Here is a 13,652-nt window from a genome sequence, read left to right on the forward strand (position 1 = left end):
CCCCCGCAGGCCGGAGCCCCGGGCCAGGGGTTCACTCCACCCCCCTGATCCGCCCCACCAGCACCGCGCCCGCCAGGCTCACCACCGCCGCCACCAGGTACAGCATCCGGTAGCCGCCGAGGTAGGTGACGATCGGGGCGGCGAGGACGGGGGCCGCGACCTGGGGCAGGGAGTTGGCGACGTTGATGACGCCGAGGTCCTTGCCCCGGTCCAGGGCCTTGGGCAGGACGTCGGTCATCAGCGCGAAGTCGACGGAGGCGAACACGCCGTAGCCGATGCCCTGCACGGCCGCCGAGACGATCGCCCCCGGCCAGGTCTGCCAGATGACGAGCCACGCCGTCCCCACCGCCATCAGCACACCGGACCAGACCACGAACGGCTTGCGCCGGCCCACCCGGTCCGACCAGACGCCCGCGACGACCACGGTGGCGAGCAGGGTGAGCCCGTTCACCGCCGACAGGATCAGCACGCCCTGGTCGGGGTCGGCGTAGTGCAGGCGGTCGCGCAGGTAGTACAGCAGGTACAGCAGCACCAGCCCGTTGCTCAGGTTCATCAGGAACCGGGTGATCCAGGCCCAGCCCAGGTCGGGGTACTTTCTCGGGCTCAGCCAGAAGCCCTTCAGGAAACCCGGCCAGGACCAGGCCGGCCGGTCGCTCACCGGCAGCCGCAGATCCTCGTAGCGCAGGACGTACGGCAGCACGCCCAGCGCCGTGAACACCGCGCACGCCACATAGCCCGCGCCCACGCCGCCCGCCGCCGTGGCGAGGGCCGTGCCGCCGACCACGCCGAAGACCTGCGCCACCCCCAGCCAGCCGCCCACGGCACCGCGCTGGGACCGGGGCACCCGGTCCGGTACCGCCGCCGTGACCGCCGCGAAGGCCGCGTTCAGGGTGAGCTGCACCAGGCACCAGCCCAGCGCCATCGTCCACACCCCGTCCGCCACCGCGAGCAGCAGCAGGGACAGGGCGCCGCCCACGGCGCCCGCGACGATCCACGGGGTACGGCGGCCGTACCGGGACACCGTCCGGTCAGACAGGGCGCCGAAGAGCGGGTTCGCCCACAGCGACACCAGGGCGCCCACGCCGGTGACCCAGGCCAGCATGGTCTCCTTCGACATGCCGGAGCCGGGCGCGAAGTCCTTGGCCTGGGAGGCCAGCAGGATCTGCAGCGGGCCGTACCAGCCCGCCCAGATCGCCCCGTTGGCGAGGGACAGGGCCGATGTCCAGCCCTTGCCCACCCGCTCGACGGGCTCGGCCAGCGCGGCCCCGGGGGCGGCGGGGGCGCCGCGGTCCGGCGCCCTGTCCTCGGTCGTCATCCCCGCGCCCGCGGTGCCTGCGCCCGCAGCATGTCCCGGTACCAGTGGTAGGAGGCCTTCGGGGTGCGGGTCTGGCTCGCGTAGTCGACGTGGACCAGGCCGAAGCGGCGCGCGTAGCCCTCCGCCCACTCGAAGTTGTCCAGCAGCGACCACACGAAGTAGCCGCGCACGTCCACGCCGGCCTCCAGCGCCCGGTGCAGCGCGCGGACGTGGGTGTCGAGGTAGGTGATGCGGTCCTGGTCGTCGAGGCCGTCGTAGGAGCAGCCGTTCTCGGTGATGACCACCGGCGGGAGGCGGTCTCCGTAGCGGTCCTTGAAGGTGGTGAGCAGTTCGGTGAGGCCCTCGGGGACCACCGGCCAGCCGAAGTCCGTCACCGGGACGCCCTCGATCTCCTGGACGGAGAAGGGGAGTTCGGCGGGCATGGTGATCCCGCCGAACTCGATCTCGGTGCCCTGCGGGGCGCCCACCCTGGTCGGTGCGTAGTAGTTCACGCCGTACCAGTCGAGCGGCTCGCCGATGATCTTCAGGTCGGCGGCGACATCGCCGGGCATCAGCTCGCCGATCCCCTCCGGGTACTCGCCCAGCAGCAGCGGCTCCGCGAACAGGCGGTTGAGCAGGAGGTCGTAGAAGCCGGCCGCCTCCAGGTCGGCCGGCTCCCGGGAGGCGGGCCAGGTCGGGCCGTGGGAGTTGGCGATGCCGATGTCCGTGGCGCCGGCCGCGCGCAGGGCCCGTACCGCGAGACCGTGGGCGAGGAGCTGGTGGTGGGCGACCGGCAGCGCGTCGAAGAGCAGCTGCTTGCCGGGGGCGTGGGTACCGAGGGCGTGACCGAGGAGGGTGTGCTCGGCCGGCTCGTTGAGGGTGATCCACTTGGTCACCCGGTCGCCGAGGCGGTCCACGACCGTCGACGCGTACTCCGCGAAGAGCGAGGCGGTGTCCCGCTCCAGCCAGTCCAGGTGGGCCGGCAGGTCCCAGTGGAAGAGGGTGGGGACGGGACGCACGCCCGCCGCCAGCAGTTCGTCCACCAGGGCGTCGTAGAAGTCCAGACCGCCGGGGGAGTTCACCCGGGGCCAGGATATGGAGAAGCGGTACGCGCCCACCCCGAGGTCCTTCAGGAGGGCCACGTCCTCGGTGTGGCGGTGGTAGTGGTCGCAGGCCACCGCCGCCGTGGAGCCGTCCTTCACCCGTCCGGGCTCGGCGGAGAAGGTGTCCCACACGGACGGCTCGCGCCGGTCCGCGGCGCCCTCGATCTGATGGGCTGAGGTGGAGACGCCCCACAGGAAGTCGGCCGGGAACTGGGGGATCGGGTGCACCGCGTCGCGCGGATCGTTCGCCATGGGCGGGATCATCCTTACCCACCGGTAAGGAAGTCAACGCCCGGGCGGCAACTACCGGTTGCACGCCCCGGCGCACGGCGGCCTAGGCCCCCTCCTTCAGCACCCGTGAGATGAGCTTCCGCTGCTCGGGGGTGAGCCGGGGATCGGCCGCGTACACCGTCGTCCCGTCCACCGTGATCTCGTAGCTGAACCCGTCCGGGACGCCCTGCGGACGGGTGGCGCCGCCGTCCGCCAGCGCCTGCTCGGCCAGGTCCTCCCACTCGCGGGCATCGGGGCGTCCCGAGGTGTCCACCTCGGCGTGCCGCTCGATGCCCGCGAAGCCGCCCGTGCGACTCACTCGAATCCGCATGGGATCGTGTCTAGTACGGATCTACAGGATCCGCACCCCCACCTGTTCCCATGCCTTCTGCACGGCCCGGAGCTCGTCGCCGCCGTCCCCGAACCTCGCCCGCGCCGCCTTCACGGTCAGCTTGGCGAAGTCGGTGAACAGCGCCCGCTGGCCCAGCTTGCCGCCGGTGAGCACGTCGTACCAGATCTGGCCCGCCTTCTCCCAGGCGTGTCCGCCGAGGGCGGTCGCGACCAGGTAGAAGGCGTGGTTGGGGATGCCCGAGTTGATGTGCACACCGCCGTTGTCGCGGCCGGTGCGGACGTAGTCGTCCATGGTCGCGGGCTGCGGGTCCTTGCCGAGGACGTCGTCGTCGTACGCCGTGCCCGGGGCCTTCATGGAGCGCAGGGCCGAACCGGTGACGCCGGGGGCGAGGATGCCCGCGCCGATCAGCCAGTCGGCCTCGGAGGCGGTCTGGCCGAGCGTGTACTGCTTGATGAGCGAGCCGAACACGTCGGACATCGACTCGTTGAGGGCGCCCGGCTGGCCGTAGTAGGTCAGGTTCGCCGTGTACTGCGTGACGCCGTGGGTGAGTTCGTGCCCGATGACGTCGACGGAGTTGGTGAAGTCGACGAAGATCTCGCCGTCGCCGTCGCCGAACACCATCTGCTCGCCGTTCCAGAAGGCGTTGTTGTAGCCCTCGTCGTAGTGGACGCTGGCGTCCAGCGGCAGACCGTCGCCGTCGATGGAGTGACGGGCGTAGGCCGTGAGGTAGAGGTCGAAGGTGGCGCCGAGCCCGGAGTAGGCGCGGTTGACGGTGGCGTCCTGGCCGGGGTCCTGGCCCTCGGAGCGGACCTTGGTGCCGGGCAGGTCGGTGCCGTGCCCGCAGTCGTAGATCGAGCGCAGCGGCTGGTCGGCCGGTGCCTTCGGGATCGCCGTCGGGCCGGCCCACAGACCGTACTCGGTGCCCACCCGGCGGCGGTTGCGCAGCTCGCCGTCGCGCAGCAGGGTGCGCTGGGCGGGCCGGGACAGGGCGGGGTCGTCGTTGCTCGCCAGCTTGTCGAGGACATGCGGCGGTACGACGGTGCAGAAGACGGGCTCGAAGCCCCCGTTCGTCGTCATACGTCGCACCCTTGCACTGTGTGATACGAGTGTCACGAGGTGCAACCATGATCGGTGAAGAACAGTGACAAACGCGGCCGATCTGCGGCGAGGAGTGGTATAGCGCACGTTTCGCCCCTTTGGTTCCCTCGGTCCCGCATACTGATACGGACCCACGCGACGGGAGCGGCTCGGCTAGGCTGCGGAGCACTATGCGTTTCGGGCTGCTTCTCCTTAGCTGCCGCGGCGAGGGCCTGTAAGACAGGTCGACTCCCTCCCCGCGGAGCTTTGCGTTGCATCGTCGGCCGTCCTTCCGGACATCCTGAGGAGCCCCGCCACCATGGCGAACCGCCAGCAGCCCAGCCAGATGCCGATCCACAAGTACGGTCAGTACGACCAGGTCGACATCGCCGACCGCACCTGGCCCGACCAGCGGATCACCGTAGCCCCCCGCTGGCTCTCCACCGACCTGCGGGACGGCAACCAGGCCCTGATCGACCCGATGTCGCCCGAGCGCAAGCGCCGGATGTTCGACCAGCTGGTCAAGATGGGCTACAAGGAGATCGAGGTCGGCTTCCCGGCCTCCGGCCAGACCGACTTCGACTTCGTGCGCTCGATCATCGAGGAAGAGGGCGCGATCCCGGACGACGTCACGATCTCCGTGCTGACCCAGGCCCGCGAGGACCTGATCGAGCGCACGGTGGAGTCGCTGAAGGGCGCCAAGCGCGCGACCGTCCACCTCTACAACGCGACCGCCCCCGTCTTCCGCCGGGTGGTCTTCCGCGGCTCCAAGGACGACATCAAGCAGATCGCGGTGGACGGCACCCGTCTGGTGATGGAGTACGCCGAGAAGCTGCTGGGCCCGGAGACCGAGTTCGGCTACCAGTACAGCCCCGAGATCTTCACCGACACCGAGCTGGACTTCGCGCTGGAGGTCTGCGAGGCGGTGATGGACGTCTACCAGCCCGGTCCGGGCCGCGAGATCATCCTGAACCTGCCGGCCACGGTCGAGCGCTCCACCCCCTCCACCCACGCGGACCGCTTCGAGTGGATGGGCCGCAACCTGTCCCGCCGCGAGTACGTCTGCCTGTCGATCCACCCGCACAACGACCGGGGTACGGCGGTCGCGGCGGCCGAGCTGGCGCTGATGGCCGGCGCCGACCGCGTCGAGGGCTGTCTGTTCGGCCAGGGCGAGCGCACCGGCAACGTCGACCTGGTGACCCTGGGGATGAACCTGTTCTCCCAGGGCGTCGACCCGCAGATCGACTTCTCCGACATCGACGAGATCCGTCGTACGTGGGAGTACTGCAACCAGATGGAGGTCCACCCGCGCCACCCGTACGTGGGCGACCTGGTCTACACGTCCTTCTCCGGCTCCCACCAGGACGCCATCAAGAAGGGCTTCGACGCGATGGAGGCCGACGCGGCCGCGAAGGGCGTCACGGTCGACGACATCGAGTGGGCGGTGCCGTACCTGCCGATCGACCCCAAGGACGTCGGCCGCTCCTACGAGGCCGTCATCCGCGTCAACTCGCAGTCCGGCAAGGGCGGTATCGCGTACGTCCTGAAGAACGACCACAAGCTGGACCTGCCGCGCCGGATGCAGATCGAGTTCTCGAAGATCATCCAGGCGAAGACGGACGCCGAGGGCGGCGAGGTCACCGGCTCCGACATCTGGGCCGTCTTCCAGGACGAGTACCTGCCGAACCCGGAGAACCCCTGGGGCCGCATCCAGGTCCGCACGGGCCAGTCGACCACCGACACCGACGGCGTGGACACCCTCACCGTCGAGGCCACGGTCGACGGCCAGGACACCGTCCTGACCGGTACCGGCAACGGTCCGATCTCGGCCTTCTTCGACGCCCTGCAGTCCATCGGCATCGACGTACGCCTGCTGGACTACCAGGAGCACACGATGAGCGAGGGCGCCTCCGCCCAGGCCGCCTCCTACATCGAATGCGCGATCGACGACAAGGTCCTGTGGGGCATCGGCATCGACGCGAACACGACGCGTGCCTCGCTGAAGGCGGTCGTCTCGGCGGTCAACCGCGCCACCCGCTGACCGGTCTGACCGGCTGTTTCGGGGCCTTGACCGTCGTATACGGCGATCAAGGCCCCGTCGCTTATCGGCCACCGTTCCGTGGAGGTCACGGAAAGGTCTCGTCCTGGGTGCTGACTACGCCTCCCCCCTGTGGCTAACATCACGCAGACGTGGCGATGTTGCCGCGGGGTTACGGAGGTGCGACGTGCTGCCAGGACGGGGACGAGACGGCCAGGTCACCAGGCTTGCCCGCATCCTGGGCACCCGCACCGCGTGGACACCCGTCGGGGACGGCGAGTTCTTCTGCCCCGGCTGCGGCGGCGACCGCAACTACCAGCGGCTGACCGGCCGCCGCAGATTCACCCTCCTCGGCCTGCCCGTCCTTTCGCGCGGCGAGACCGGCCCCGTCGTCGAGTGCGCGGCCTGCCGGTGCCAGTACGGCACCGACGCCCTCGACCACCCCACCACGACCCGCTTCTCCGCGATGCTCCGCGACGCCGTCCACACCGTCGCCCTCGCCGTCCTCTCTGCGGGCGGCACCTGCGCCCGCCCCTCCCTCGACACCGCCGCCGACGCGGTCCGTGCGGCCGGCTTCGCCGACTGCACCCGCGAACAGCTGGCCGCCCTCGTCGACGCCCTCGCCGCCGACACCGGCCGCACCTACGGCGAACCCTGCGGCGCCGGACTCGCCATAGAGCTCCACGAGGCCCTCGACCCCCTCGCCCCCCACCTCGCGCCCACCGGCCGCGAGGCGATCCTCCTCCAGGGCGCGCGCATCGCCCTCGCGGACGGCCCCTACACCCCCGCCGAACGCGAGGTCCTCGCCACGGTGGGCGCGGCCCTGACGATCGGTGCGGAGGAGGTCACCCGCCTGCTGGCGGCGGCGGGGACGCCCTCCTGACCGCCGGGAGGCCGGTCGGGCGCCACCGGGACGGGCCCGCCGTCGTGGCGTACGGGCCGGGGGCGGTGGCGCCGGGGACGATGTGAGGAGCCGTCCAAGGAGCCGCGATGACCCCGCTGAGCCGTGCCCTCCTCGCCGCCGCCGTGGTACTGACCTCCCTCGGCGCCGTCGGCCCGGCCGCCGCGACCGCCGGTCGTTGTACCTCCTCCGTGCCGTACGTCTCCGGCCGGGACGGCTACGCCTCCTACCGGATCCCCGCCGCCGTCAGCACCCGGCGCGGCACCCTCCTGGCCTTCGCCGAGGGGCGCCGGGACGGGCCCGGGGACACCGGGGACATCGACATCGTGCTCCGCCGCTCCACCGACGGCGGCTGCACCTGGGGCCCGCTGTCCGTGGTGGCCGCCGGGGACGGCGACACCCGGGGCAACCCGGCGCCGGTGGTCGACCCGCGCACCGGGACCGTGGTCCTGGTGAGCTGCGCCAACCCGGGCGCGGCGACCGAGGCGCAGATCATGCGCGGCGAGGCGCCGGGCCGCCGGGTGTACGTGCAGCACAGCGCGGACGACGGCCGCCGCTTCACCCCGCCGAGGGACATCACGGACGAGGTCCGGCTGCCGTCCTGGCGCTGGTACGCCACCGGCCCCGGCCATGCCCTCGCCCTCACCCGGGGCCCGCACCGGGGCCGGCTGGTCGTCCCCGCCGACCACTCCGCCGCTCCGCCCGCCGGCTCCGCCGACACCGGCCGGGAGGCCCGCCACTACGGTGGCCACGCCCTGCTCAGCGATGACGGCGGCCGCAGCTGGCGGCTGGGCTTCGTCGACGCCGGCCACGACGGCACCGTCCACCCCAACGAGAGCACGGCCGCCCAACTGCCCGACGGCCGTGTCTACTTCAACGCCCGCAACCAGGGCGGCCGGGCGCCCGGCAACCGGGTGGACGCCGTCTCCGCGGACGGCGGCGAGACCCTGCTGCACCCCTACGCCCCGCAGCTCACCCTCGCCGACACCCCCGTCGTCCAGGGCAGCACGCTCCAGCTCCGGGGCCCCGGTGCCCCTTTGCTGTTCTCCGCCCCCTCCGACCCCACCGCCCGCCGCGCCCTCGCCGTCCGGCGCAGCACGGACGCCGGTTCGTCCTTCACCCGGGCGGTGACCCTCTCGGGGCTCCCCGCCGCCTACTCCGACCTGGTGCCGGTGGACACGCGGACGGTGGGGCTGCTGTACGAGACGGGGAGGGCGGGGCCGTACGAGACGATCGCGTTCCGCCGCCTGGACACGTCCGGCCTCTAGCGCCCTACGGCAGGGCGCGGTCGTACGTCGTGTCGGTGTCGGAGTCGTAGACCCGCTTGCCGGCGGCGTCGTAGCCCATGACGTGCGGGGCGAGTTCGACCTGCTTGTCCAGGGTTCCGTACGCGACGTACCAGCCATGGTCCAGCACGGCCGGGTCGACGGTGCTGTCGCCGTAGGTGACGGTGACCCGGGTGACCGACGCGTCGACGTAGCCGATGGCGGCCCAGCGGAACGGCAGCTTCCACTTCCCCTTGTCGATGACCGACTGCATGTACAGCTTGGCGGCGTTGGGGTCGGGCACGACCGGGCCCGCCTCCGGGGACGCGGAGTCCCCGGTGCTGACATTGATGCCCTCGGACTTGCCGTCCTTGATCGTGCAGATCAGCCGGAACCCGCGGGAGCCGTCCTTGACCGCGACGACATGGAAGCCGTCGCCGGGGGCGTTGGAGTCGCCGGTGGCCTTCGCGGCGAGGATGATCCGCAGGTCCTCGGCCTCGACCGGGGTTCTGATGGCCGACCCCACCCGCTCGGCCTTCAGGCAGTCCTTCAGCCCGGCGGCGGCCTGCGCGAAGGTGATGCCGTCGAGCAGCTGCGCGTCGCTCGCCGGCCGCGCGGGACCGGAGGACGGCTCCGCCGCAATCGGGCCGGCCGGGGCGCTGGCCGAGGTCATCGGCGCCGCCGTGTCGGCGCTCCGGTCCCCGTTCCCGCCGGCCCACGCGTAGGCCCCGACGGGCACGACGGTCAGTGCGACCAGCGCCGCTCCCACCGCCGTCATCCGGCGCCGTCGTTCCGCCAAGCCCTGCCTCCTGATCGCCGGGTAGGGGGCCGGTGCGGGGCGGACGATGTCGGCGTCCCGTACCAGCAGCTCCCGCAACTGCCGCTCGAACACCTCGTCAGCCCCGTCGGTGTGCCGCTCGCCGTTCACCTGGTGCCTCCCTGCCCCGAGACCGCGTGGCTGGGTGCCAGTCCCGGATATGCGCGCAACTTCGCCAGCCCCTTGGACGCCTGGCTCTTGACCGTGCCCGGAGAGCAGCCGAGCACCTCGGCGACCTCTGCCTCCGAGAGGTCCTCCCAGTACCGCAGGACGACCACGGCCCGCTGCCTCTTGGGCAGCTGGGCCAGCCCGGCCATCAGGGAGCCGCGCTCCTCCACCCGCCCGGTGACCTCGTCCCGCCCCGCCCGGTCCGGCGGGGCCGCGGTCAGCGCCTCGGTGACCCGCCGCTTGCGGAACCGGTCGCTGTTGCAGCTGACCAGCATCCGCCGGACGTACGCCTCCGGGTTGTCGGTGCGCGCGATCCGCTTCCACGAGCGGTACGCCTTGGCCAGCGCGGTCTGCGTCAGATCCTCCGCGTGGTGGACGTCCCCCGTGAGCAGATACGCGGTCCGCACCAGCCGGGACCACCGCGCTCTGACGAACTCCTGGAACCGATCCTCTAGTTCGGCCTGCATCAAGCACCCTCCTCGCCCTCCAGACCACCGGCCGGGGGGAATCGGTTGCCTGTGCGGGTGGGGAAGGTTTGGATGGGGGGATGGAGGAATCCTCGGAGCCGGCCGGGGGCTGGCGGGCCGGTGAGCCCGGTGTGCTGGTGCTGCCGTCGGGGCGGACCGTGCGGGGGCGCGGGCTGCGGCGGGAGCTGGATCCGGCGGCGCCGCCGCCGTCGTACGGGATCTATCTGCTCGGCAAGCAGCCGCCGCCGACGCCCTGGGAGGGGCGCTGGGTGCGCTGGCCGGACTTCCGGCTGCCCGCGGACCCCGCCGACGCCCGCGCCGCGTTCGCGCAGGCGTGGCGGCGGGCGGCGCACGAGCGGGTGGAGGTCGCCTGCGGCGGCGGGCGCGGGCGGACCGGGACGGCGCTGGCCTGTCTGGCGGTGCTGGACGGCGTACCGGCGGCGCAGGCCGTGGGGTTCGTGCGCCGGTACTACGACCGGCACGCGGTGGAGACACCGTGGCAGCGGCGTTTCGTACGGCGGTTCACAGCGTCAGCGACATGAGCAGCCGGTCCTCGCCGGGACCGAAGTAGTCCTTGCGGGGACCGCCGGGGTCCGGGGCGAAGCCCAGGGAGAGGTAGAGGGCGACGGCCTTCTCGTTGCCGGGCTCCACGGAGAGCCAGACGGAGTGGGTGCCCTGGACGCGCAGACGGCTGAGGATCCCCGTCATGAGCTGCCGGCCCAGGCCCCGTCCGCGCAGGGCGGGGGCGATGGCGAGGCTGAGGATCCAGCTCTGCGCCTCGTGCGGCGAGGTGGCGAGCACATAGCCGTGCACCTCGCTGTCCTCCTCCACGAGGAGCAGGAAGTCGGGGAACGCGGTGATGAGTTGGCGCAGCACGAAGAACGGGTAGGGACCGTGGGGGAAGGCCTGTTCGTCGAGGCGCGCCAGGTTCGGCAGGTCGTCCTCGGTGGCCCTCCGGATCCGTAACCGCGTTCTCCCCGGCACCTGGCCGATCGTCGGACCGATGGTCGGACCGGTGGCCGGACCGGTGGCGGGACCGGTGGTCGACCGGAAATGATCTCCGGGATGTGGAGTCATGTCGTCCCCTTGTGAATGTCGACATATCGAATTGGGGCCTTGTGTGATTTCCGTACCCGATCTCCATCATTGGCCAGGTGTATCCCCGCCTTCAAGACCCCCGCGCGTTGGTAGACTTACGGTAAGGTGAACCATGACTTCTGGGACCACCGCCGATTCCAAACTGAACGCCGACGTGCGCTGGGACGACTTCGACCCCCAGGCGTACATCGGGCGCAACTACCTCCACATGCAGGCGGTGGACAAGGAGATCGTCTCCCGGGTGCGGGACCACTTCGGTGATCATTTCCGGGGGAGCGGCAGAGTCCCCTCCGGTATTGACGTCGGCGCCGGCCCCAATCTCTATCCCGCGCTCGCCATGCTCCCCTGGTGCGACCGGATCACGCTCCTGGAGCGGTCCGCCCGCAATCTCGCCTACCTCGGCGGCCAGATCGCCGAGTACGACCCGCACTGGGACCAGTTCTGGGACGTCCTGTGCGAGGACCCGGCCTACGCCGAACTCGACGTCACCCCCCGGGTCCGTTTCAAGGAAGCCGTCCAGCAGCCCGAACCCGGCAGCCTCTTCGACCTCTGCTCCGACACCCGCCGCTGGGATCTCGGCACGATGTTCTTCGTCGCCGAGTCCATCACCACCTCGCTCGACGAGTTCCAGCGCGGCGTGGGCTGTTTCATGAGCGCCCTGAATCCGGGCGCGCCCTTCGCCGCCGCATTCATGGAGCATTCCCGGGGATATCGCGTCGGTGAGGTGGATTTCCCGGCCACCCATGAAATCGACGACGAAAAAGTCGAGAGCGCACTCGCTCCTTTCACGCAGGACGCGAAGATGTACCACTTCGACGATCCGGGTCATCTCGTGCGCGACGGATACGAGGGGATGATTCTGGTCTGCGGCCGCCGGAAAGAATGACCACGGGGGCAGCGGAATTCCGTAGGGACCGGCCTGTGCGAGGGGAATGGGCATGCAGATCAAGCCGAGACAGAATCTGCTCGAGGTGTGGCAGGCCATCGCCCGCCATTCCTTCGACGACGGCACCTGGAACTGGGGCGAATGGGGCGGCCTCAGCAGCGTCGCCGACGCCGAGCGACTGCTCTGCCTGCTCTACCCGGCCACCGAGATCGAGCCCTTCCGCCTGGACGACCCCGACACCACCCAGCTCGACGTGGAGCGGTCCCTGCGCCATGCGGGCGACTCCAGCCAGATCCCCGCGAACCTCGTGGAGATCCTCGGCGACTTCATGGAGAAGCACCGCGGCGAGGAGGGCCCCACGTTCGCGGGCGGCTACTACTTCGCACCCGAGGACCCCGGCCTCGAACTCTCCAAGGAACAGCGGGAGGTCGGCGTCGTCGACTCCTACTCCATGTCGATCACGCTGTGCCTGGCCACCCTCGGCTTCCTCAAGGTGTACCGCGGCAAGACCCGCCGCGCCTCCACCCTCGCCCGTATCGACAAGCTCCGCGAGGAGACCAGCACCCGGCTCACCGCCGCCATGGTCAGCCTGCTGCGCTCCTTCACGGTCAACGTCGTCGACATCACCTCCGACCAGGGGCAGGCGCTCGCCCGCCTCCTCGGCCGCGGCCGGCTCTCCGACCGGCAGGTCCTCGCCCGCTTCCAGGACCGCTTCAAGTCCCTGCGCGCCCTCATCACCGAGAGCGTCACCCTCGGCCTCGACGGCGACGTCACCGACGAACTGCGCAACGAGAACCGCCTCTTCGAGTGCGGCTGGGCCTGGACCCTGGTGAAGGGCGCCCCCGAGATCGAGGTCGAACCGGCCACCGCCCAGGGCATCGGCAAACAGCCCGAGGGCGTCGCCCGCGCCGTGCCCTACCTGTACTTCACCGTCGTCGCCCTCGACGGCATCCCCGACCTGTCCTCCGAGCGCACCCTCGTCCTCGGTCTGCTCACCGCCGAACAGCAGAAGCTCGCCGACGCGCTGCGGCTGCGCTGGGAGATCACCCAGCAGTACTGGTCCGCCATCGCCCGCTTCGACGACGCCACCTGGCCGCTGGAGGAGATCCCCTGGCGCACCACGCTCCAGCAGCTGGAGTCCGAGTACTTCTCCCTGTCCGTCGCCTCCATCCTCGTCCACGACCTGGTCCGCCGGCGCGCCACCGACGACGACCTCACCCGCACGGTCGCCGTGATGGAACGGCTCGCCGACCGCGGCCGCATCACCAGCCGCCCCACCCGTGAGGACCCGGCGGTCGGCCTGCACAACCCCGGCGTCACCCTGCCGCTGCTGGGCAGCGAGAAGATCGGCCCCGCCATGAAGTGGACCATGGGCGACTTCTCCGCACAGCTGCTCAAACGGACCCTGCAACTGTGCGCGCTGTCCAGGAACATCGCCTCGCAGGACCGGCTGCTGCGGCTCGCCGAGAGCATCCTCGACCACCTCTGGGCCCGCCGCATCACCGACGGCGACGGCGTCGGCCTCTGGGACAACGTGCACGCCGTGTACCCCGAGTTCCCGGTCCGTGAAGGGCCGTTGTCCTGGAGCATGACCGAGCGCATCACCGAGTGCATGGTCGTCGCGCGCGGCCTCTACACCCAGAACCCGATCCGCAGCAGCGAGATGACCACCCTCGCCCAGGCCGCGATCAGCGAGGCATCCCACCTCTTCGGCAAGGAGCAGCTGGAGCAGCCCGCGCCCGCCCCGAGGAGCCCCCAGGCCGAACAGGTGCGGGCCATCGAGGCCGACCTGCGGCGCGCCCGCGAACTCCTCGACAAACAGCCCGGAACCTCCCACTCCCTGGCTCTCGGCGTCCTCGCCCGGCTCTACGAACTCGACCGGGCCCGGAGCGACTCCGGCCCCGGGGGGGTGTGAT

At 71.2% G+C, this 13,652-nt stretch carries 13 protein-coding genes; 6 read left to right on the forward strand and 7 right to left on the reverse strand.

Features of this window, described 5'->3' with window-relative positions; all coding sequences use genetic code 11:
- Positions 1-31 precede the first annotated feature (31 nt).
- The 4 genes from AQJ58_RS02790 to AQJ58_RS02805 form a co-directional block, all read right to left on the reverse strand.
- Positions 32-1,315: an MFS transporter gene (locus AQJ58_RS02790; protein WP_067244406.1), complete on the reverse strand. Its 1,284-nt coding sequence runs from the start codon at positions 1,313-1,315 to the stop codon at positions 32-34.
- Entirely contained in the window at positions 1,312-2,649 is a 1,338-nt protein-coding gene (locus tag AQJ58_RS02795) for a GH1 family beta-glucosidase (protein WP_067244409.1), read from the reverse strand. Before AQJ58_RS02795 ends, AQJ58_RS02790 begins: the two co-directional genes overlap by 4 nt.
- 82 nt (positions 2,650-2,731) lie before the next feature.
- Entirely contained in the window at positions 2,732-2,998 is a 267-nt protein-coding gene (locus AQJ58_RS02800) for a protealysin inhibitor emfourin (protein ID WP_067244410.1), read from the reverse strand.
- Between the two features lie 21 nt (positions 2,999-3,019).
- Entirely contained in the window at positions 3,020-4,096 is a 1,077-nt protein-coding gene (locus tag AQJ58_RS02805; protein WP_067244412.1) for a M4 family metallopeptidase, read from the reverse strand.
- Between the two features lie 319 nt (positions 4,097-4,415).
- Between AQJ58_RS02805 and leuA the strand changes: the two genes are divergently transcribed.
- The 3 genes from leuA to AQJ58_RS02820 all read left to right on the forward strand — a co-directional run bounded on the left by leuA (position 4,416) and on the right by AQJ58_RS02820 (position 8,303).
- Positions 4,416-6,137 carry a 2-isopropylmalate synthase gene (gene leuA / locus AQJ58_RS02810; RefSeq protein WP_067244414.1) on the forward strand — a complete coding sequence of 574 codons (1,722 nt, stop codon included), beginning with the start codon at positions 4,416-4,418 and terminating at the stop codon, positions 6,135-6,137.
- Positions 6,138-6,321: 184 nt separating this feature from the next.
- The gene (locus tag AQJ58_RS02815) at positions 6,322-7,017 is read left to right on the forward strand and encodes a TerB family tellurite resistance protein (protein WP_067244416.1); all 696 of its coding nucleotides are present in this window, start codon (positions 6,322-6,324) and stop codon (positions 7,015-7,017) included.
- A gap of 107 nt (positions 7,018-7,124) precedes the next feature.
- Positions 7,125-8,303, forward strand: a complete 1,179-nt coding sequence (locus AQJ58_RS02820; RefSeq protein ID WP_067244418.1) for a sialidase family protein — start codon at positions 7,125-7,127, stop codon at positions 8,301-8,303.
- A gap of 4 nt (positions 8,304-8,307) precedes the next feature.
- Here AQJ58_RS02820 and AQJ58_RS02825 read toward each other — a convergent pair whose 3' ends face one another.
- Positions 8,308-9,228: a hypothetical protein gene (locus AQJ58_RS02825; protein WP_067244420.1), complete on the reverse strand. Its 921-nt coding sequence runs from the start codon at positions 9,226-9,228 to the stop codon at positions 8,308-8,310.
- Positions 9,225-9,752 carry a SigE family RNA polymerase sigma factor gene (locus AQJ58_RS02830; RefSeq protein WP_067244422.1) on the reverse strand — a complete coding sequence of 176 codons (528 nt, stop codon included), beginning with the start codon at positions 9,750-9,752 and terminating at the stop codon, positions 9,225-9,227. Before AQJ58_RS02830 ends, AQJ58_RS02825 begins: the two co-directional genes overlap by 4 nt.
- Positions 9,753-9,832: 80 nt before the next feature.
- Between AQJ58_RS02830 and AQJ58_RS02835 the strand changes: the two genes are divergently transcribed.
- Entirely contained in the window at positions 9,833-10,294 is a 462-nt protein-coding gene (locus tag AQJ58_RS02835) for a phosphatase domain-containing protein (RefSeq protein WP_067244424.1), read from the forward strand.
- Here AQJ58_RS02835 and AQJ58_RS02840 read toward each other — a convergent pair.
- Positions 10,275-10,829, reverse strand: coding sequence for a GNAT family N-acetyltransferase (locus AQJ58_RS02840; RefSeq protein ID WP_079078663.1), 555 nt, complete (start codon positions 10,827-10,829; stop codon positions 10,275-10,277). The genes AQJ58_RS02835 and AQJ58_RS02840 overlap by 20 nt on opposite strands.
- 133 nt (positions 10,830-10,962) lie before the next feature.
- Between AQJ58_RS02840 and AQJ58_RS02845 the strand changes: the two genes are divergently transcribed.
- Together AQJ58_RS02845 and AQJ58_RS02850 are read left to right on the forward strand one after the other, a co-directional pair.
- Positions 10,963-11,736 carry an SCO2525 family SAM-dependent methyltransferase gene (locus tag AQJ58_RS02845; protein ID WP_067244426.1) on the forward strand — a complete coding sequence of 258 codons (774 nt, stop codon included), beginning with the start codon at positions 10,963-10,965 and terminating at the stop codon, positions 11,734-11,736.
- Positions 11,737-11,788: 52 nt separating this feature from the next.
- Positions 11,789-13,651, forward strand: a complete 1,863-nt coding sequence (locus AQJ58_RS02850; RefSeq protein ID WP_067245696.1) for an SCO2524 family protein — start codon at positions 11,789-11,791, stop codon at positions 13,649-13,651.
- Position 13,652: the final 1 nt, after the last annotated feature.

This window comes from Streptomyces sp. DSM 15324 (assembly GCF_001514285.1).
GTDB lineage: Bacteria > Actinomycetota > Actinomycetes > Streptomycetales > Streptomycetaceae > Streptomyces.

Excerpts from the sequence above, each read along its gene's own strand:
- AQJ58_RS02790 (WP_067244406.1), bottom strand. The coding sequence starts at position 1,315 with ATGACGACCGAGGACAGGGCGCCGGACCGCGGCGCCCCCGCCGCCCCC.
- AQJ58_RS02795 (WP_067244409.1), bottom strand. The coding sequence starts at position 2,649 with ATGGCGAACGATCCGCGCGACGCGGTGCACCCGATCCCCCAGTTCCCG.
- AQJ58_RS02800 (WP_067244410.1), bottom strand. The coding sequence starts at position 2,998 with ATGCGGATTCGAGTGAGTCGCACGGGCGGCTTCGCGGGCATCGAGCGG.
- AQJ58_RS02805 (WP_067244412.1), bottom strand. The coding sequence starts at position 4,096 with ATGACGACGAACGGGGGCTTCGAGCCCGTCTTCTGCACCGTCGTACCG.
- leuA (WP_067244414.1), top strand. The coding sequence starts at position 4,416 with ATGGCGAACCGCCAGCAGCCCAGCCAGATGCCGATCCACAAGTACGGT.
- AQJ58_RS02820 (WP_067244418.1), top strand. The coding sequence starts at position 7,125 with ATGACCCCGCTGAGCCGTGCCCTCCTCGCCGCCGCCGTGGTACTGACC.
- AQJ58_RS02830 (WP_067244422.1), bottom strand. The coding sequence starts at position 9,752 with ATGCAGGCCGAACTAGAGGATCGGTTCCAGGAGTTCGTCAGAGCGCGG.
- AQJ58_RS02835 (WP_067244424.1), top strand. The coding sequence starts at position 9,833 with ATGGAGGAATCCTCGGAGCCGGCCGGGGGCTGGCGGGCCGGTGAGCCC.
- AQJ58_RS02840 (WP_079078663.1), bottom strand. The coding sequence starts at position 10,829 with ATGACTCCACATCCCGGAGATCATTTCCGGTCGACCACCGGTCCCGCC.
- AQJ58_RS02845 (WP_067244426.1), top strand. The coding sequence starts at position 10,963 with ATGACTTCTGGGACCACCGCCGATTCCAAACTGAACGCCGACGTGCGC.
- AQJ58_RS02850 (WP_067245696.1), top strand. The coding sequence starts at position 11,789 with ATGCAGATCAAGCCGAGACAGAATCTGCTCGAGGTGTGGCAGGCCATC.